The organism is Lelliottia amnigena (assembly GCF_019047465.1).
GTDB lineage: Bacteria > Pseudomonadota > Gammaproteobacteria > Enterobacterales > Enterobacteriaceae > Enterobacter > Enterobacter amnigenus.
Window position 1 is genome coordinate 2,006,072 of the sequence record NZ_CP077236.1, and the last position, 19,367, is coordinate 2,025,438.

Sequence of the window (19,367 nt, forward strand, 5' to 3'; positions counted from 1 at the left end):
CGTCGGGAGGGGGATAAATACCCCATTTCCAGGCATGACAATGACGACTCATCATTCCCTCTACAGCCAGATACCTGCGTCCGATCGCCTGCTGCGTGATCCTCGTTTCACTCCCCTTCTTGAACAGTTCGGACATACTCGCGCCGTCGCGTTATTACGTGTGTTACAGGATGAAGCTCGCCAGCATATTCAGGCTGAAAATGCACTGCCGCAGTGGTGTGCCGACTGGCCGCTGGAGGTAGAAAAGCGATTGAAGGCGAAAGCGCAGAGCGCATTGCGCCCGGTCATTAATCTCACTGGGACCGTACTTCACACCAATTTAGGCCGCGCGCAGCAGGCTGAAGAGGCAATTGAGGCTGTTACCCAGGCGATGCGTTCGCCCGTGACGCTGGAATACGATCTGGATGGCGCAGGCCGTGGTCATCGCGACCGGGCGTTGGCGGATCTGCTGTGCCAGATTACGGGCGCGGAAGATGCCTGCGTCGTGAATAACAACGCGGCGGCAGTGCTGCTGATGCTGGCGGCGACCGCAAGCGGAAAAGAGGTTGTGGTGTCGCGCGGTGAGCTAGTGGAGATTGGCGGGGCGTTTCGCATTCCGGATGTGATGCGCCAGGCTGGTTGCACCCTGCATGAAGTGGGGACGACAAACCGGACGCATGCGAAAGACTATCGCGCTGCGGTAAATGAAAACACCGCGCTGTTGATGAAAGTCCACACCAGTAATTATCAGATTGACGGCTTTACCAAAACCGTTGAAGAGGCGGAACTGGCAGAGATCGGCCGCGAGCTGAACGTGCCGGTGATTGCCGATCTGGGCAGCGGTTCGCTGGTGGATCTCAGTCTGTACGGCTTGCCGAAAGAGCCGATGCCGCAGGAGATGATCGCCGCAGGCGTCAGCCTGGTCAGTTTTTCTGGCGATAAGCTGCTGGGCGGTCCGCAGGCGGGCATTATCGTTGGCAAACGCGAGCTAATTGAAAAGCTACAGCAGCATCCGCTAAAGCGCGCGCTTCGCGCCGATAAAATGACGCTGGCGGCGCTTGAAGCCACGCTGCAACTGTATCTCCATCCAGAAAAACTGGCGGAACGGTTACCCACGTTGCGATTGCTGTCGCGTGATGCGGCGTCTATTCGTGCTCAGGCCGAGTTATTGCGCGCAAAAATCGCTGCGCATTTTGTGGCGTTTGATGTGCATGTCGAATCCTGTCGGTCGCAGATTGGCAGCGGATCGTTACCGGTTGATCGCCTGCCGAGTGCGGCGCTGACGTTTACGCCTCGCGACGGGCGCGGTAGCCAGCTCGAAGCGCTGTCATCTCGCTGGCGGGCCTTGTCTACGCCGATTATTGGCCGCATCTATGATGGGCGGCTGTGGCTGGATCTGCGCTGCCTTGAAGATGAAGAACAGTTTCTGGAGATGTTGCTGAAATGATTATTGCCACTGCCGGTCATGTTGACCACGGGAAAACCACGCTGCTGCAGGCCATCACGGGTGTGAATGCCGATCGCTTGCCCGAAGAGAAAAAACGCGGCATGACCATCGATCTGGGATATGCCTACTGGCCGCAACCTGATGGCCGGGTGCTGGGTTTTATCGATGTCCCTGGGCACGAGAAATTTCTCTCGAATATGCTGGCAGGCGTTGGCGGAATCGACCATGCACTGCTGGTGGTGGCCTGTGATGACGGCGTGATGGCGCAAACGTGCGAACATCTGACCATATTGCACTTGACCGGAAATCCGCAGCTCACGGTTGCGCTGACGAAAGCGGATCGCGTCGATGAGAGCCGTATTGATGAAGTACGCCAACAGCTTCAGGCGATATTACAGGAATACGGTTTTGCCAATGCGCCCATTTTTGTCACGGTCGCTACAGAAGGGCGGGGAATCGACGAACTTCGTGCACATCTTCAGCAGCTTTCCTCGCGTGAGCAAACCCGCGATCATCGCTTCCGTTTAGCGATTGACCGCGCCTTTACCGTGAAAGGGGCTGGACTGGTCGTCACCGGTACGGCGCTGAGCGGTGAAGTGAAAGTGGGGGACAGCCTGTGGCTGACGGGCGTCAACAAACCGATGCGTGTTCGGGGTCTACACGCGCAGAATCAGCCATCTGAACAGGCACATGCCGGGCAGCGTATCGCGCTGAACATTGCGGGCGATGCCGAAAAAGAACAGCTCAACCGCGGCGACTGGCTGCTGTCAGACGCCCCACCGGAACCGTCCGAGCGCGTGATTGTTTCTCTGCAAACTCCTGTGCCGCTGACGCAGTGGCAGCCGCTGCACATCCACCATGCCGCCAGCCACGTTACGGGCCGCGTTTCTCTGCTGGAAAACGATCTGGCAGAGCTGGTATTCGATACGCCGCTTTGGCTTGCTGATAATGACCGACTGGTACTGCGCGATATCTCCGCGCGGACCACGCTGGCGGGGGCACGCGTGGTGACGTTAAACCCACCGCGTCGCGGCAAACGTAAAGCTGAATATCTGCAATGGCTGACGGCGCTCGCGCTGACAGAGAATGATAGCGCTGCGCTGTCGGTTCATCTTGAGCGTGGTGCGGTAAATCTTGCTGATTTTGCCTGGGCGCGCCAGCTGAGTGACGACGGGCTGCACCGATTGTCGCAGCAGCCCGATTTTATTCAGGCGGGTAATAATTTACTGAATGCGACGGTCGCCGCGCGCTGGCAGCGTAAAGTGCTGACAACGCTTGCGACTTATCACGAACAGCATCAGGACGAGCCAGGGCCTGGGCGCGAACGGCTGCGCCGTATGGCTCTGCCGATGGAAGATGACGCGCTGGTTCTGCTGTTGATTGAAAAGATGCGTGAAAGCGGCGTCATTCAAAGCCACCACGGTTGGCTGCATCTGCCGGACCACAAAGCGGGCTTTACGCCTGCACAAGACGCGATATGGCAAAAAGCGGCGCCGTTATTTGGTGATGAACCCTGGTGGGTGCGCGATCTGGCCCAGAAAACGGGGACAGACGAGCAGCTAATGCGCCAGGTATTGCGCCATTCAGCGCAGCAGGGTCTGATTACCGCGATCGTGAAAGATCGCTACTACCGCAACGATCGGATCGTGACGTTTGCCAATTTGATTCGCGAGTTGGATCAGGAAAAGGGATCGACCTGTGCGGCTGACTTCCGCGATCGGCTTAATGTCGGGCGTAAGCTGGCGATTCAAATTCTGGAATATTTTAACCGGATTGGTTTTACGCGTCGTCGTGGTAATGATCATCTATTACGGGATTCGTTATTATTTCCTGAGATAACATCATTCCATAATACAAATTAACAAAAAGATAAGTTTATATACTAAATAATATATTTCGCAGGCTTAAAAATAAAAAGCCTGCGAATATCTACGCAATATTACCGTTCTGATCATGTTTTTATATTCTCATTTTTGTATTCTGCCTTGAACTCTAACACCTTCGAGGTATTACTATGGCAGCATCCGTATTTTATATTCCTTCGGTGAATATTATAGGCTCTGATTCATTAGTTAGCGCAATGGATACTATGCGCGATTACGGCTGGCGTCGCGCCCTGATTGTGACTGACGCGGTTTTAAACAAAATGGGGATGGTTGCCGATATTCAAAACGCGCTTCAGGAACGCGATATTGTTAGCGTTGTATTTGATGGCACGCACCCTAATCCAACCACTGCTAATGTCGCTGCAGGGCTGAAAATATTAAAAGAAAATAGCTGTGATTGCGTTATTTCGCTCGGCGGTGGTTCTCCACATGATTGCGCGAAAGGCATTGCGCTGGTCGCGGCAAACGGTGGGGATATTCGTGACTATGAGGGCGTCGATCGCTCGGCAAAACCGCAGTTACCCATGATTGCGATTAATACCACTGCGGGTACAGCATCCGAAATGACCCGTTTCTGCATCATTACCGATGAAGTGCGTCATATTAAAATGGCCATTGTCGATAAACATGTCACGCCTGTTTTGTCCGTGAATGACTCTTCGCTGATGGTTGGCATGCCGAAATCCCTGACGGCCGCAACCGGCATGGATGCGTTGACCCACGCGATAGAAGCTTATGTTTCCACGGCAGCCACGCCAATTACCGACGCTTGCGCATTAAAAGCAATGACGATGATCGCCGAGAACCTGGCGCACGCGGTAGAAGACGGCAGCAGCGCTGCCGCCCGTGAAGCAATGGCCTACGCGCAATTCCTCGCGGGTATGGCATTTAACAATGCGTCTCTCGGGTATGTGCATGCAATGGCGCATCAGCTGGGCGGTTTTTACGATCTGCCGCACGGCGTGTGCAATGCGATACTGTTGCCACACGTGCAGACGTTTAACTGTAAAGTGGCGGCCTCGCGCCTGCGTGATTGCGCCCAGGCGATGGGTGTTGATGTCAGTCAAATGACAGCAGAACAGGGCGCACAGGCGTGTATCGCAGAGATTCGCTCTCTGGCGCGTCAGGTGAATATCCCGGCGGGACTGCGTGACCTCAACGTGAAGGAAGCGGACTTCCCGATTCTGGCGACCAACGCGCTAAAAGACGCCTGTGGATTTACTAATCCAGTCCAGGCCACGCATGATGAAATTATGACGATTTATCGTGCGGCGATGTAATCCGTGATTCCTGTCGTAAAGCTGTAAGCGGCTGGCGAAAAAATCGCCAGTCGTGACTACCCTTGTTAGACATCAACAGCAAGGAGACGGTCATGACGAATAATCCTCCCTCAACGCGTTTGCAGCCTGGCGAGTATGGTTATCCCCTCAAGTTAAAACCCCGTTACGACAACTTCATAGGCGGCGGCTGGGTTGCTCCCGTCGACGGCGAATATTACTCAAACCTAACGCCTGTCACTGGGCAACCGCTGTGCGAAATCGCCAGTTCAGGCAAAAAAGATATCGATCTGGCGCTGGATGCGGCGCATAAAGCGAAAGAGAAGTGGGGACATACCTCGGTTCAGGATCGCGCCGCCATTCTGTTGAAAATTGCCGATCGGATGGAGCAAAACCTCGAGCTGCTGGCAGCGGCTGAAACCTGGGATAACGGCAAACCGATCCGCGAAACCACCGGCGCGGACGTCCCGCTGGCTATCGACCACTTCCGTTATTTTGCCTCCTGTATTCGTGCTCAGGAAGGGGGAATCAGCGAAGTTGACAGTGAAACGGTTGCCTACCACTTCCACGAGCCGCTGGGTGTCGTGGGGCAGATTATTCCGTGGAACTTCCCGCTGCTGATGGCAAGCTGGAAAATGGCACCCGCGCTGGCGGCGGGCAACTGTGTGATCCTCAAACCGGCGCGCTTAACGCCGCTGTCCGTATTGCTGCTGATGGAAATCATCGGCGACCTGGTTCCGCCGGGCGTGATTAACGTTGTGAACGGGGCGGGCGGCGAAATCGGTGAATATCTGGCGACGTCTAAGCGTATCGCGAAAGTCGCGTTCACTGGCTCCACGGAAGTGGGCCAACAGATCATGCAGTATGCGACTCAAAATATCATTCCGGTCACGCTGGAGTTGGGTGGTAAATCGCCGAACATTTTCTTTGCCGATGTCATGGATGAAGAGGACGCTTTCTTCGACAAAGCGCTGGAAGGGTTTGCGCTGTTTGCCTTTAACCAGGGCGAGGTGTGCACCTGTCCAAGCCGTGCGCTGGTGCAGGAATCTATTTATGAACGCTTTATGGAACGGGCTATTCGTCGGGTGGAATCTATCCGCAGCGGTAATCCTCTGGACAGCGTCACGCAGATGGGGGCGCAAGTTTCTCAGGGGCAGCTTGAGACTATCCTCAATTACATTGATATCGGTAAAAAAGAGGGCGCAGATATTCTGACGGGTGGGCGTCGAAAAATGCTTGAAGGCGATCTGAAAGATGGCTTTTACCTCGAACCAACCATTCTGTTTGGCAAAAATGATATGCGCGTTTTCCAGGAGGAAATATTCGGTCCGGTGCTGGCAGTGACAACGTTTAAAACCATGGAGGATGCGCTGGAGTTGGCCAACGATACGCAATATGGCCTTGGTGCAGGCGTCTGGAGCCGCAACGGCAATCTGGCGTATAAAATGGGGCGCGGAATTCAGGCCGGACGCGTCTGGACAAACTGCTATCACGCCTATCCGGCCCATGCCGCGTTTGGCGGATATAAGCAGTCGGGAATTGGGCGCGAAACGCATAAGATGATGCTGAATCATTACCAGCAAACGAAATGTCTGCTGGTCAGCTATTCTGATAAGCCGCTGGGATTGTTCTAATTATCTGGTGAAGGCCGTCCCTGGACGGCCTGAGAAATATGCTTGCGTAAGCTGTTTAGAACGCCGTCAAGCACGTACTGGACACGCCACGGTTGATACTCTCGCTTACGGAAAATGGCGGTTAGATCGAGCCACCACTCCTCCCGATGCGGAAAGCAGGGAATCAGCGTTCCTTTATTGATCTCCTGCTGCAGGCTTTCTTTCGGCGCGAAGACAATACCTAAATTATTACGCGCTAATTCCAACGCTGTTTGCGTATTATCACAAATATAATTTCCGGTAACTTTGTAGTCGCGTATTTCATTGCTGTCATAAACGCAAAATCGCCAAATATTTGCATCATCGACCAGCATTGAATCAATCAAAATACAGGAGTGATGAATTAAATCATCTGGTCCTTGAATGGGATGTTGCTTTAAATAGGCTTCAGTGGCGAACGCGGTCACAGAATATTTTGTCAGTACGCTGGCCACTAAATTTTCGTCTTTAGGTTGTGCATAGGTAATTAATATATCGCAATCATCCGGAAAGGACACGCCTTCGGCAAATTCGTTGCGATCAAGATTGTAGGTTTTCAACGCGAGATGAATATCCCCTATATCTTCAATCTCATGTACGACGTGACGCGCAAGATAGGTGATGATTCCGGTAGGGGCATAAATTGTTACGCGGCCGCTCTTTTCGTGTTTGTAATCGGCAATAAAATTAATGAGTTGGCTATTTTTATCCAGTGAAGCATTGACATAGGGCACCAGCGCTTCCCCGAACTGAGTCAGCGCCAGCTGTCGCGTTGTCCGTTCGAATACTTTCAGCCCAACACGCATTTCAAAATCGGAAAGATATTTACTGACATTTGCCTGCGCCATGCCTAACAGGGCGGCGGCATCTCCGATACTGTGTGTTGCAGCAATGACGGAAATGATCTTTAACTCACGCAGTTTAATCTGTAAATCATTCATCGTGAAAAGCCATTTATATGATTTTGTATATAATATTATACTATTTGCGCCATTGCATAGATAAATTTGTAACCATTATTATTCGCCTGCTATTTGGCATTTAATGGATTACAGGGAATGAATATCAAAAAGAATTTACTTATCGTCGCGGCATTATTTTCTGCATCTTCAGCCATGGCCAGTGATTTTTCACTGGGTGCGGGGGCGGTATTTAATGAATCGGCTTATAAAGGATATAACGAGAAAGTTTTAGCAATTCCTTTAATCAGTTATGAAGGCGATAATTTCTATGTGCGTCAATTTACGGCGGGTTGGACATTCTGGAAAGATAGCAAAAATGAATTAAGCCTGACGGCTTCATGGATGCCACTGCACTTCGATCCGGATGACAATGACGACCACGCCATGGCAAAACTCGATGAACGTAAAGCCTCTGCGATGCTGGGAGGTGCTTATTACCGTCATGAAAAATGGGGCAGCATGAAGTTTGCTGTCGCGGCGGACGCCATGGATGAAAGCGGTGGTGTGGTCGGCGAAATATCGTATTTCAAGCCGATTCGCATGGACTACCTGACTCTGATTCCATCGGTTGGCGTTCTGTATTATGACGAAAGCTTCAACGATTACTACTACGGTGTTTCTGGTAAAGAGTCACGCCGCAGCGGCATGGAACGCTACTCCGCCGGAGATAGCTGGAACCCATACGTGGCTCTGGTTGCCAAATATGAGCTGACGGATACCCTTATCCTGAATGCCAGCGCCGCCTATACCGTATTACCTGACGACGTGAAGAACAGCCCAATGATTGACAAGCAAGACAGTCTCGCGCTGATGACTGGCTTGAGCTGGCGTTTCTAAGCCCCCTGCATTTGCCCTCAAGGATGAGGGCAACCCCACACTCTACCCGGTGGTGCTGTACCTACCCGGCCTGTGAAATACAGCCTGGGTATGTTTAGCGCCACCGGGTTTATTAAGTTGGCTTAAGAGGTCTGTTGAATGCTCATATCTAGTTTTGTTTACATTAATTGGGATTCTGTACTGATGAAAGTGGACGTTTACGAATCTCAAGGCAGCGGAAAGATAATATAAAGCGTATTAGCCTTTCTGACGCCGAAAACATCATTCAAAATGAGTAGTTTGGGAAATGTTACTTAATTTCCTTACTATATATACAAGCTGGCAGTAGCTTTTAAAATATCTGCAAAAGAATAGATGTCATCTACCGTGCCTATAGGATGACGTGTCTCATTTTTCTCTATATCAAATAACCCTATGTATTTTTGCGATCTGTTAAAGTGCAGTCGGCAGATTGGCTTGCGATTATTATCATCAACAAGTATGCCAAAGTAACTTTTTGTGTCACGTTGAGTAATTCGAGATGCATCCAATACAGTCCTTGTGATCGCTTTGACTACATGATACCCCTCAAGTTCCTCGAGAGTTGTGACCACATCGCTATCATCTTTTTGAGTGTCTTCGTCTTCAGGTAATGCTTCACTTTGTGGCTCTGAGCTAATCGACGGAATTCCAGTGATAGCTGATTTCAATCTTTCGTTAATCTGATCGTTAATATATTGGCTTGCAGCTTTTTTTGTTAGATTTAGGAAAGACTCTCTCACTTTTTGCGTCAATATTCCATCATATACCCTTGAGGCAAAAAATTTTACAAAATCATCTTCTGGATTGTTTAGTTGTGTGTGAATGATTTTCTTAATTTGGCTGACGTATTTTAACTCGCCTGCTGCATTTATTATTGACTCAAGGTCAAAAGAAGCTTTAGTGAGTTTATTTAACTCAGGGATAATGTTTTCATCAATATCTAATAGATCAATTTCTAAAAAAGGTTTCTCATCCATTTTATTCGGCGCATCCAAGTCCGTATAAAAGCGGTAGATTTGTCCATTAGTCAAAATGGATATTCGTGCATTAGTAACATGGAAGTATCTAAATAACTGTGAGGCATGATTAATATTCAGGGGTTCTCCTATTTTTTTGCATTCTATAAGTATTTGTACCTCATTGTTTTTAATTATCGCATAATCAATCTTCTCACCTTTTTTTGTTCCCACATCACAAACAAATTCAGGGGTAACCTCGGAAGGATCAAAAACATCATAACCGAGAACGTTATGAATAAATGGCATAACAAATGCTGTTTTTGTTGCTTCTTCAGTAGTAATAGCATTGAGTTGTTGTTTTATTTTAACAGATAAAACGTTGAGTCTCTCAGTAAAGTCCATTCTAAAACCTCAAGATTAGTTGTGTGATAAATGAGATATCATTAAATTTTATTTTTTTCAATAAGGTGTCCTGATGTTTTAGTTTTAATAAATGATTCCGAGGCAATGATCACAATTACGAATTAACAATAAAAATGTACTTACAAAGATAGATACATAAATAATGTTATATATGTAGATGATCACCATGCAGAATGTATCGCCTAAATCTCTTTATAACCTTGACTGGGCGGGCTGTGGACTGTGCCGCTACTGTGATTATTTCCACATAATTGAAATGATTAACATCACAGTGCTCAATTAAATCTCTGGCAAACGACCGTAAAGGATGGCAGAAACCACAAATCTGATGCCTTCCCCGTTTAGGATCAAAGCACCCTGTCGTGCTTTTCGGGCACTCTGGTTTTTTTACCTGTTGCGCGGAGTAGGGGATGAACCGGTTTATCGTGGCGAATTCGGAAAAATGCATCGGCTGCCGCACGTGTGAGGTGGCCTGCGTCGTGGCACATCAGCAAGAACAGGACTGCGCGCAGCTTTCAGCAGAGGCTTTTCTCCCGCGAATCCAGGTGGTGAAAGGGGATACCTTTTCGACGGCCGTGACCTGCCATCACTGTGAAGATGCGCCATGTGGCAATGTTTGCCCAACGGGTGCCATTCGGCGTGAGCAGGGCAGAATAGCGGTGGATCAGCGCCAGTGTATTGGATGTAAAAGCTGCATGATCGCGTGTCCGTTTGGCGCGTTGCGGGTCGTGGTGAATCACCACCGTGCACAGGCGATCAAATGTGATTTATGTCATCACAGGACGCAAGGACCTGCCTGCGTAGAGGCCTGCCCAACACATGCGCTCTCTTGTGTCGACGTCGCCCAACTGCGTTCTGAGAGATTACAGTAAGTTATTGAAATTCCACGTCAGCGTTAGGCTGTAGCGCCAGTCGCGGTTGCTGCTGTCTGACGGAATGTTGCCGGCCGGACGCGCCGCTTCCACTGTAGGCAGAAAGAGAAAATGCGAGCAGGACCGCGACAGTAATAACGCTGCTTCGGTTGACGTTATTAGGTAGCATCACTTAATAAAACGCCGAGCGGCGTATCAGCGAGCATATTTTTATTTTTTGGGTTGGTTACGGCCTATAACAATATCAACGGGTAGAAAAATAAATATATTGTTGGAAAAATAAAAGGGATACGCTTGTGGGAATAATCGTCATTTTTCAAAAGCATTATTTGATCGATGCAATGTAAATAAAATCGACCATTTATTAAATTAATCATGGAGATAAGGTGTTCTAGGATTAGAATATTTTATTTTCAATATGAGACCACAAAAAATAAGGCACTCCAGTTGAAGCGCCTTATTTATGTGCTACTACTTTTCGCTCCAGGCGATTTCAATTTCTTCAGCAAGAATTTTAACACCGGCCTCGATCTTTTCTGGGTCCGGGACGTAATTCATGCGCATGCACTGGTGAGTGTGCGGCCATGGCTTATCCAGCCCAGGGAAAAAGTAATCGCCGGGCACCATCAATACGCCGCGTTTTTTCAGGCGCTGATACAGCAGTTCGGTTGAAATCGGCAGATCTTTAAACCATAACCAAAGGAAAATGGCTCCTTCGGGTTTATGAATAAGGCAACGATCTTCGGGAAGATAGCGGCGAATTGTCGCAATCGTTTCGTGAACGCGCTGATAGTAGAACGGCTTAATCACATCATTTGACAGGCGCAGCAGATCGTTACGCTTGATCATTTCACTCATCATTGCTGGGCCAATACCACCAGGTGCGAGGCTAATAATCCCGTTCATGTTGGTAATAGCGGAGATGATTTTTTCATTGGCAATAATAATGCCGCAGCGGCTGCCCGGCAGGCCAAGTTTAGACAGGCTCATGCAAAGGACGATATTCGGATTCCACAGCGGGCGCGCTTCGCTAAAGATAATGCCCGGGAATGGCACGCCATAAGCATTATCGATCACCAGCGGAATGCCGTGCTGATTCGCCAACACATCCAGCTTCATCAGCTCTTCGTCTGTGATGACGTTGCCCGTTGGGTTGGTCGGTCGCGACACACAAATCATGCCGGTCTCTTCACCAATGTGCAAATGTTCAAAATCGACGTGATACTTGAACTGTCCTTCCGGCAGCAACTCTATATTGGGGCGTGCTGAGACAAACAGGTCCTCTTCCAGCCCGGAATCGGCATAGCCAATGTATTCAGGGGTCAGTGGGAAAAGCACTTTCCGGGTCGTACCGTCTGCGCGTCGTCCTGCGAAAAGATTAAACAAGTAGAAAAATGCGCTCTGGCTGCCATTTGTCAGTGCAATATTCTGTGGTTCGATATCCCAACCCAGTTCATCGCGCAGCATATTTGCCAGAAGCGACAGCAGCTCGGTTTTTCCCTGCGGGCCGTCATAATTGCAAAGTGCATCAGCGGCTTTGCCGTTTTGCATCATCTCCGTCAGCAGGTCCTGAAAATATTCATTCATGGCCGGGATTTGCGCCGGGTTTCCGCCGCCGAGCATGATGGCGCCCGGTGTGCGCAGGCCGTCGTTGAGATCCTCCATCAGGCGGGTAATGCCTGAATGGCGGGTGAATTTATCGCCGAACAGTGAAAAGGTCATAGCAGGTGATCTATCGTACTTATTCTAAGAGTGCGCCACCATAACGCTACAAATGCGCAGGTGCAAATCGTGAAAGGCGAAGCGGATTATTGTTTTGTGCTATGGATTTCTGGTTGGGTGGTTGATTATTCCAGGTGGGTCTCCGCTCTTTTGGGGAGCGGAGACGGAGCGGTTTACTGATTTCCCGCCCACACCACCATCACTTTGTCGGTCTGGTGTTGACGGGTAAAACCGTAGCCCTGCTTCATGGATAGCGTGGTTTGAGTGCCTGCGCCAATGGCCGGATGACGGGCGCGGAACTGCCCCAATATTTGCCAGTGAGCGACCGTTTGCGCCTGGCTGCCCGACACCGCTTGCCAGTTCATATCGGAGCGTGTCCCCTGAAGCGGATCGGAACCGGTCGGGCCAAACGGGCGTTCAGATTCGTCGCCATAGTAGAGTTGTACGGCACCTGGCGCGAGCAGCAGCAGTTCGGCTGCACGTTGGCCACCTTCGCGGAACAAGCGCGTGTCGTGAGAGGAGAGATAGCTCAGGACGTTGAAACCCTGCAGTTTTTCGGCCATTTGTTGCCAGGTCAGGTCCATATCAGCCAGACAATCCACCGCTTTTGCTGCCTGTTCCTGATAATCAAAATTGATCATGGCGTCGAAACCATGGCGATAATAGTCGCTTTGCATCACGCCATGACCCCAGGATTCGCCGGTCATCCAGAACGGAGCGTCATCGAGCTTTTGCTCCGGATTGGCTGTTTTCCAGTCTTTCAGCGCCGCAGTAGCCTGTTCTTTCAGCTGTTGCCAGCCCGCCATTTCAACATGTTTAGCGGTATCCACGCGAAAACCATCGATGCCGTAATCGCGAACCCATTGACTCAGCCAATGAGTTAAATAATCGCGTGGGGTATAACCAGCGATGGCTTTGGCGTGCGTGTCCGGCTTATGCCGATAGAAATTAGGCAGACCGGAAGGCGCAGCGGATTCCGTTTTGAGATCGGGTAAGAAGGCCAGCGACATGGTCAGATCATCGAAACCGGGGTTGTCGTAATCGCCAATGTCGGTGCGGATCCATTTTTTACCCCACCAGTTTTCCCATCCCGCTTTGTCGCTAAAATTAATGTAATCATTAAAGCTGTGCCAGCTTTGCCCCGCGCCTGGCTTCCAGTCGGTCCAGCGCTCGCCCAGCGTTTTTTTCAATTCATCACCCTGGACATACAACGCGCCGAACTGATATTCCTGCATATCCGCAAGGGTGGCGTAGCCGGTGTGATTCATGACCACATCAAAAAGAATGCGTATCCCGCGCTTGTGTGCCTCGTCGACCAGATGGCGTAAATCGTCCTCCTGGCCCATGTTCGCGTCGAGTCGTGTCCAGTCCTGCGTGTAGTAGCCGTGATAGGCGTAATGTGGGAAATCGCCCTTGGTTCCGCCGCCGACCCAGCCATGAATTTGCTCTAACGGCGAGCTTATCCAGAGCGCGTTGACGCCCAGATTTTGCAAATAATCCAGTTTAGTGGTGAGCCCTTTGAGATCGCCGCCGTGGAAAGTCCCAATCTCCTGCATGCCGTCTTTGTGTCGGCCATAGCTGTTGTCGTTTGACGGATCCCCGTTTACAAAACGATCCGTCAGGACGAAATAAACGGTGGCGTTTTGCCAGCTAAAGGGCGCTGTTTTTTCAGTTTCGGCGCGCTCAAGCAGCAGTAGGCCATTGCTGTTGGCTGCAGGCTGAAGTGTGATTTTACCTTGCTGCACCATAGCGGTTTGCTTGCTGTAGAAGTCTCGTACGACGGAGCCTTCCGGGAACGTATTCGTTACGTCAAGGGTGAGGGGCTTGCCGTCCCATTTAGGACATTGTCGAGTGACGTCCGTGACAGGTTTGTCGGTTACACTTTGCACGGTAAGCATCAGCGTAGGTGTGCCAGAGCGCGTATCAATGCGCATTTGGTAATCCCCTTCGCGGAATAAGCGCCATTGCGGTGGGGTTCCTTCGCACGGTTTAAGCGAGAGCATTTCGTTGAGTTTTACGGCTTCGGTTGGCTGCCAGCACGCATTGTCAAAACTGAGCGTAAGAGGACGCGTACCCTTCGCGAGCGTTGCATGGCCTGTGAAAAGTCCGGTTCCTTCTGCTTTAAACGTAGAGAAATCCGGGGATGACCAGCCAGCGTTTGCCATCGCGGGTAAGAGCAAGAGGGCTAAAGCGGAGCGTTTCATTCCTTTTTCCTGTTGTGGCAATTTTAACCAGTGTGCCACCAGGCGTATGTGCAGGACTCATCCCCAGACGCGATCTTTCAGGTGGAGGGGCAAGGATGAGTGATCTCGCGCAAAATTAGGCTGTTATCTGCGATATCGCACACAAATTTGCAGGAATGATGCTTATATGAGCAAGTTTCAGGTGACATAGTTTCGGAATTAGACTATTTCTTTGGATGCTCTTAAAGGTTATTTTTGCTATGATTTGAGATTCCGCTCTCAATTTTGTGAAAAAAATAAAGGGTTGGAACATAAATATCCGACCAGGAGACCTAATGATATCGACTCCCATACGACGATTTGGGGCTACGATACTCATGTTGCTCACCGTGACTTTTTCAGGTGAGGTGCTTGCTAAAACGCACACGGATACAACGAGTAAGAAAGCCCACGTCATAAAGACGACGACAACAAGCAGTAAGAGTAAGGTTAGCAGTAAGAAAGAGTATTCTCGCAATAGTGTTAAGAGTAGTTCACTGCCTGATTTGCGAAAATACCCTTCCGGGACACCAAGAAAAAAAGCGTTTCTCCGGACGGTAATGCCTTATATTACAAGCCAAAATTCTGCGATTACCGCAGATCGTAACTGGTTGATCTCAAAACAGTACGCTAGCCGCTGGTCGCCGACCGAGCGTACGCGTCTGAAAGAGATCGCTAAACGCTACAATGTGAGCTGGAACGGTAATACACGTCGTGTTCCGTGGAACTCACTGCTTGAACGCGTAGACATTATTCCAGGCAGCATGGTGGCGACAATGGCTGCTGCGGAGAGTGGTTGGGGGACATCAAAACTGGCCCGCACCAACAATAATCTCTTCGGCATGAAGTGCACCAAAGGCCGCTGTACCAACGCGCCTGGCAAGGTGAAAGGGTATTCGCAGTTCGAATCGGTGAAAGATTCAGTGAATGCCTACGTGGTGAATCTGAACACGCATCCGGCGTACGCTTCATTCCGTAAATCACGCGCTCAGCTGCGTAAAGCCGATCAGGAAGTGACGGCGAGCACGATGATTCACAAGCTGAAAGGTTATTCCACTCAAGGACAGAGCTACAACAATTACTTGTTTGCGATGTACCAGGATAATCAGCGTTTGATCGCCGCCCATATGTAATCCCGTAATCCATAAAAAAGGCCTTCCATCGGAAGGCCTTTTTCTTTACTCAGCCAGCGCTAAATCAGCACCTCGCTGTACCGCTCCCGATACTCTTTCGGCGTGGTGTCATAATCTTTTTTAAACACCGAATAGAAATACTGTAACGATGGATAGCCGCACATCTGCGAAATCTCGTTGATCGACAGCGACGTCGACACTAACAGGCTGCGGGCTTTTTCCAGTTTCTCGGCGTGAATGACCGCATGAATCGTTTCCCCGACCTCTTCTTTAAAACGCTTCTCCAGATTTGAGCGAGAAATGCCCACGGCATCCAGCACCTGATCCACTTTGATTCCCTTGCAGGCATGGTTACGGATGTAGTGCATCGCCTGAATCACCGCAGGATCGTTTAAAGAGCGGTAATCGGTAGAGCGTCGTTCCACCACGCGGACAGGTGGCACCAGCAGACGCTGCAGCGGCAGGGTTTCGTTATCCAGCAATCGGTGAAGTAATTTCGCGGCCTGATAGCCCATCTGACGCGTTCCCTGCGCAACCGATGACAGAGCGACGCGTGACAAATAACGAGTAAGCTCTTCGTTATCGATGCCAATGACGCACAGTTTTTCAGGAACCGGAATGTGCAAATGGTCGCATACCTGGAGGACATGACGCGCACGCGCGTCTGTGACCGCAATAATACCCGTTTGCGGTGGCAACGTTTGCAGCCAGTCGGCCAGACGGTTTTGCGCGTGTTGCCAGTTTTCAGGTGCGGTCTCCAGCCCTTGATAAACGACGCCACGATACTTTTCCTGGGCCACAATCTGACAAAAAGCGTGTTCGCGCTCCATCGCCCATCGCTTACCGCTGGACGCTGGCAAACCATAAAAGGCAAAGCGGTGAACGCCTTTTTCTTTTAAATGCAAAAACGCGCTTTCGACCAGCGCGTAGTTATCGGTCGCGATGTAATGTACCGGCGGATATTTTTCGGGCAAGTGGTAAGAACCGCCGACGCCCACAATGGGGACGTCGACATCGACAAGCATTTTTTGGATATCGGGGTCATCAAAATCTGCGATAACCCCGTCACCTAACCAGTCTTTAATTGTCTCGATGCTGGCACGAAAATCTTCTTCTATGAAGATGTCCCATTCGGATTGCGACGCCTGCAAATATTCACCCACGCCCTCCACGACCTGGCGGTCATAGGCTTTGTTGGCATTGAATAACAACGTAATGCGGTGACGCTTCTCAAACATGGCTTATCTTTCCCAAATTTGTGATTCTCAGGCCCGTCGCTTGGTTGCGGAGTCCATCCAGACCGCCAACAACAGGATGGCGCCCTTAACGATATACTGCCAGAAGGTCGGCACGTCCATCATACTCATTCCGTTATCCAGCGACGCCATAATAAATGCGCCCATCACGGCGCCGGCAACGCTACCGATCCCGCCTGCGAGGCTGGTTCCACCAATGACACAGGCTGCGATGGCATCCAGTTCGGCGATATTCCCGGCTGACGGCGAACCGGCACCCAAACGTGAACTCAGAATGAGCCCAGCAATCGCTACCATCAGGCCATTGATCGCAAACACCGCCAGTTTAGTCCGTTCGACGTTAATACCTGACAGACGTGCCGCTTCGATGTTGCCGCCGATGGCGTAGATACGGCGACCAAAAGCAGTGCGAGTGGCCATAAACATACCTGCCAGTAACAGCAGCGTCAGTATCAACACGGGCGTTGGCACCCCACGATAATCATTCAGCAACCAGATCGCGCCCAGCACAATGACCGCCGTTAATGCCTGGCGTCCGACGACAGAAGTTGATGCGGGTGCGGCCAGTCCCAGCGCTTCACGGCGCATCCGCGCACGCCATTGCCAGGCGATAAACGCCATGAGACCGATGGCACCGAACGTAAAGCCAAGACCGTCAGAGAGGTAGCTTTGCCCAATTTGCGACATGGACGCGCTGGTGGGGGATACGGTTGTGCCATTGGTAATCCCAATCAGAATCCCGCGAAATGCCAGCATCCCCGCGAGGGTGACGATAAAGGACGGTACTTTGCGGTACGCGACCCACCAGCCGTTCCAGGTGCCGAGCAGCAGACCCAGCACAAGCGTTACGACGATGGTGAGCGGTAACGGCCAGCCTAACCAGACGTCAAAGATGGCGGCAACGCCACCCAGCAGTCCCATCATCGAGCCCACTGAGAGGTCAATCTCCGCAGAGATAATGACGAAGACCATGCCGACGGCCAGAATGCCAGTGATAGCGGTCTGGCGCAGCAGGTTAGAGATGTTACGCGCGCTCAAATATGAGCCGTCGGTCATCCAGGTGAAGAACAGCATGATGGCGATAATGGCCGCGATCATGACGAAAACCTGTAAATTGAGCGCCTTGAGCCCCGAAAACACACCGGGTGTGTGAACAGGGACTTTAAGATCAGACGGGTTGCTTTTCGACATGGCGTTCGCTCCTCAGGGCGGCTTCCATCACCTGTTCTTGCGTCAGGTTTTGGTTGTTCAAATTGGCTTTCAGTTTGCCTTCGTGCATCACAAGAACGCGATCGCTCAGGCCGAGAACTTCAGGTAGCTCAGACGAAATCACAATGACGGCAATGCCCTGCTGTACAAGCTGGTTAATCAGTTTGTAGATTTCGTATTTCGCACCGATATCGATCCCGCGAGTGGGTTCGTCAAGAATCAGGATGCGAGGATTGAGCAGCAGACAGCGGGCCAGAATGGCTTTTTGCTGATTGCCGCCGCTCAGTCGGCCAATCGCCAGCTCGGGCGAAGAGGTTTTGACCTTGAGGCGGGCGAGGGACTGGAGAATACATTGCTGTTCGGCAGCATCGTCCAGGCTGCTCAGCGGACCGGAAAACTGATCAAGCGCGGCCAGCGTGATATTTTTGCCGACAGCCATTACCGGCACGATGCCGTCTTTTTTACGGTCTTCCGGCACCATCGCAATACCGAGCGCAATCGCCTGCTGACAGTTAGCGATCTGCACCGGTTGGCCGTCGATAAAAATTTTGCCCTCCCAGCGTCCGGGCCATACGCCGAATAGACACTGCACGGCTTCGGTACGCCCGGCGCCGACCAGCCCCGCAATCCCGAGGATTTCCCCACGTCGCAGTGAGAAAGAGACATCGTTAACGCGTTTAATATGGCGATTGACCGGATGCCAGGCGGTGAGATTTTCAACGCGTAATATTTCATCACCCGTGGCGTGGGGTTCGTTCGGATAAAGGGCGGTGAGTTCGCGGCCCACCATCATTGTGATAATGTCATCTTCGCTCATACCTGCTGCGTCGCGGGTGCCAATGTGCTGTCCGTCGCGGATAACACAGATGGTGTCCGATATCGCTTTAACCTCGTTCAGCTTGTGCGAAATATAAACGCAGGCGATGCCGTGGTTTTGCAGGTCGCGGATGATGTTTAACAGCACCGCGGTTTCCTGTTCAGTAAGGGATGCGGTCGGCTCATCAAGAATCAACAGGCGCACCTGCTTATTGAGAGCTTTGGCGATTTCAACGAGCTGTTGCTGGCCTAACCCCAAATCGCCAACACGCGTGTCGGGTGAGATAGCAAGGCTGACCTGCGCCAGCAGTTTTTCACAACGCAGCGTCATGGTGTCGTAATCCAGCACCCCGTGACGCGAAAGCTCAGCGCCGAGAAAAATATTCTCCAGCACGGTTAAATTCTTCACCAGCGCGAGTTCCTGGTGAATGATGGCAATACCTTTCCGCTCGGTATCGCGAATATGAGTCGCCTGTAGCGTCTCTCCGGCAAAGACGATTTCGCCCTCGTAACTTCCGTGCGGATAGATACCGCACAGCACTTTCATCAGCGTGGATTTTCCAGAGCCATTTTCACCACACAGCGAGACGATTTCGCCGGGATTCAAGCGCAGGCTTACATTGTCGACGGCTTTCACCGCGCCAAAAGCTTTGGTGATGCTTTTCATTTCCAGTAGATAAGACATAACTGCTCC

Annotated in this window: 14 protein-coding genes; 7 read left to right on the forward strand and 7 right to left on the reverse strand. The window is 51.0% G+C overall.

What is annotated here, in order from left to right:
• Positions 1 to 40 precede the first annotated feature (40 nt).
• The 4 genes from selA (at position 41) to exaC (ending at position 6,223) form a co-directional block, all read left to right on the forward strand.
• Positions 41 to 1,426 (forward strand): L-seryl-tRNA(Sec) selenium transferase, encoded by a 1,386-nt coding sequence (gene selA, locus I6L74_RS09420; protein WP_059180451.1) that lies wholly within the window; start codon positions 41 to 43, stop codon positions 1,424 to 1,426.
• A complete protein-coding gene (gene selB, locus I6L74_RS09425) occupies positions 1,423 to 3,288 on the forward strand; it encodes a selenocysteine-specific translation elongation factor (RefSeq protein ID WP_059180450.1) in 1,866 nt (621 codons plus the stop codon). Before selA ends, selB begins: the two co-directional genes overlap by 4 nt.
• A 152-nt stretch (positions 3,289 to 3,440) precedes the next feature.
• Entirely contained in the window at positions 3,441 to 4,592 is a 1,152-nt protein-coding gene (yiaY, locus tag I6L74_RS09430) for an L-threonine dehydrogenase (protein ID WP_059180449.1), read from the forward strand.
• A gap of 92 nt (positions 4,593 to 4,684) precedes the next feature.
• The gene (gene exaC, locus I6L74_RS09435) at positions 4,685 to 6,223 is read left to right on the forward strand and encodes an acetaldehyde dehydrogenase ExaC (protein ID WP_059180448.1); all 1,539 of its coding nucleotides are present in this window, start codon (positions 4,685 to 4,687) and stop codon (positions 6,221 to 6,223) included.
• Here exaC and I6L74_RS09440 read toward each other — a convergent pair.
• On the reverse strand, positions 6,220 to 7,182 hold the full coding sequence (locus tag I6L74_RS09440; protein WP_059180447.1) for a LysR family transcriptional regulator: 963 nt from the start codon (positions 7,180 to 7,182) through the stop codon (positions 6,220 to 6,222). The two genes, exaC and I6L74_RS09440, sit on opposite strands and share 4 nt — an antisense overlap.
• 117 nt (positions 7,183 to 7,299) lie before the next feature.
• Between I6L74_RS09440 and I6L74_RS09445 the strand changes: the two genes are divergently transcribed.
• Positions 7,300 to 8,040, forward strand: a complete 741-nt coding sequence (locus I6L74_RS09445) for a MipA/OmpV family protein (RefSeq protein WP_059180446.1) — start codon at positions 7,300 to 7,302, stop codon at positions 8,038 to 8,040.
• Between the two features lie 305 nt (positions 8,041 to 8,345).
• On the opposite strand, the gene I6L74_RS09450 is transcribed toward I6L74_RS09445, so the two are convergent.
• Positions 8,346 to 9,422 (reverse strand): type I restriction endonuclease, encoded by a 1,077-nt coding sequence (locus tag I6L74_RS09450; RefSeq protein ID WP_059180445.1) that lies wholly within the window; start codon positions 9,420 to 9,422, stop codon positions 8,346 to 8,348.
• A 431-nt stretch (positions 9,423 to 9,853) separates the two neighbouring features.
• On the opposite strand from I6L74_RS09450, the gene I6L74_RS09455 reads away from it, so the two are divergent.
• On the forward strand, positions 9,854 to 10,315 hold the full coding sequence (locus tag I6L74_RS09455) for a 4Fe-4S dicluster domain-containing protein (RefSeq protein WP_072241972.1): 462 nt from the start codon (positions 9,854 to 9,856) through the stop codon (positions 10,313 to 10,315).
• Positions 10,316 to 10,786: 471 nt separating this feature from the next.
• Here the strand turns inward: I6L74_RS09455 and avtA are convergent, their stop codons facing one another.
• Together avtA and I6L74_RS09465 are read right to left on the reverse strand one after the other, a co-directional pair.
• Positions 10,787 to 12,037: a valine--pyruvate transaminase gene (gene avtA / locus I6L74_RS09460; RefSeq protein ID WP_059180444.1), complete on the reverse strand. Its 1,251-nt coding sequence runs from the start codon at positions 12,035 to 12,037 to the stop codon at positions 10,787 to 10,789.
• Between the two features lie 173 nt (positions 12,038 to 12,210).
• Entirely contained in the window at positions 12,211 to 14,241 is a 2,031-nt protein-coding gene (locus I6L74_RS09465; protein WP_059180443.1) for an alpha-amylase, read from the reverse strand.
• Positions 14,242 to 14,555: 314 nt separating this feature from the next.
• Between I6L74_RS09465 and I6L74_RS09470 the strand changes: the two genes are divergently transcribed.
• The gene (locus I6L74_RS09470; RefSeq protein ID WP_059180442.1) at positions 14,556 to 15,392 is read left to right on the forward strand and encodes a protein bax; all 837 of its coding nucleotides are present in this window, start codon (positions 14,556 to 14,558) and stop codon (positions 15,390 to 15,392) included.
• Positions 15,393 to 15,451: 59 nt separating this feature from the next.
• Here the strand turns inward: I6L74_RS09470 and xylR are convergent, their stop codons facing one another.
• The 3 genes from xylR to I6L74_RS09485 are packed head-to-tail and all read right to left on the reverse strand — an operon-like array spanning position 15,452 to position 19,358.
• Complete coding sequence (gene xylR, locus I6L74_RS09475) at positions 15,452 to 16,630, reverse strand: D-xylose utilization transcriptional activator XylR (protein ID WP_059180441.1); 1,179 nt, start codon at positions 16,628 to 16,630, stop codon at positions 15,452 to 15,454.
• 27 nt (positions 16,631 to 16,657) lie between these two features.
• On the reverse strand, positions 16,658 to 17,839 hold the full coding sequence (gene xylH / locus I6L74_RS09480) for a xylose ABC transporter permease XylH (RefSeq protein ID WP_059180440.1): 1,182 nt from the start codon (positions 17,837 to 17,839) through the stop codon (positions 16,658 to 16,660).
• On the reverse strand, positions 17,817 to 19,358 hold the full coding sequence (locus tag I6L74_RS09485) for a xylose ABC transporter ATP-binding protein (RefSeq protein WP_059180439.1): 1,542 nt from the start codon (positions 19,356 to 19,358) through the stop codon (positions 17,817 to 17,819). The genes xylH and I6L74_RS09485 overlap by 23 nt, the downstream gene beginning before the upstream one ends.
• Between the last annotated feature and the right edge of the window lie 9 nt (positions 19,359 to 19,367).

Coding starts and splice junctions, on each gene's coding strand:
- xylH (WP_059180440.1), bottom strand. CDS start 17,839: ATGTCGAAAAGCAACCCGTCTGATCTTAAAGTCCCTGTTCACACACCC.
- I6L74_RS09470 (WP_059180442.1), top strand. CDS start 14,556: ATGATATCGACTCCCATACGACGATTTGGGGCTACGATACTCATGTTG.
- I6L74_RS09485 (WP_059180439.1), bottom strand. CDS start 19,358: ATGTCTTATCTACTGGAAATGAAAAGCATCACCAAAGCTTTTGGCGCG.
- I6L74_RS09450 (WP_059180445.1), bottom strand. CDS start 9,422: ATGGACTTTACTGAGAGACTCAACGTTTTATCTGTTAAAATAAAACAA.
- I6L74_RS09440 (WP_059180447.1), bottom strand. CDS start 7,182: ATGAATGATTTACAGATTAAACTGCGTGAGTTAAAGATCATTTCCGTC.
- yiaY (WP_059180449.1), top strand. CDS start 3,441: ATGGCAGCATCCGTATTTTATATTCCTTCGGTGAATATTATAGGCTCT.
- selB (WP_059180450.1), top strand. CDS start 1,423: ATGATTATTGCCACTGCCGGTCATGTTGACCACGGGAAAACCACGCTG.
- exaC (WP_059180448.1), top strand. CDS start 4,685: ATGACGAATAATCCTCCCTCAACGCGTTTGCAGCCTGGCGAGTATGGT.
- selA (WP_059180451.1), top strand. CDS start 41: ATGACGACTCATCATTCCCTCTACAGCCAGATACCTGCGTCCGATCGC.
- xylR (WP_059180441.1), bottom strand. CDS start 16,630: ATGTTTGAGAAGCGTCACCGCATTACGTTGTTATTCAATGCCAACAAA.
- I6L74_RS09455 (WP_072241972.1), top strand. CDS start 9,854: ATGAACCGGTTTATCGTGGCGAATTCGGAAAAATGCATCGGCTGCCGC.
- avtA (WP_059180444.1), bottom strand. CDS start 12,037: ATGACCTTTTCACTGTTCGGCGATAAATTCACCCGCCATTCAGGCATT.
- I6L74_RS09445 (WP_059180446.1), top strand. CDS start 7,300: ATGAATATCAAAAAGAATTTACTTATCGTCGCGGCATTATTTTCTGCA.
- I6L74_RS09465 (WP_059180443.1), bottom strand. CDS start 14,241: ATGAAACGCTCCGCTTTAGCCCTCTTGCTCTTACCCGCGATGGCAAAC.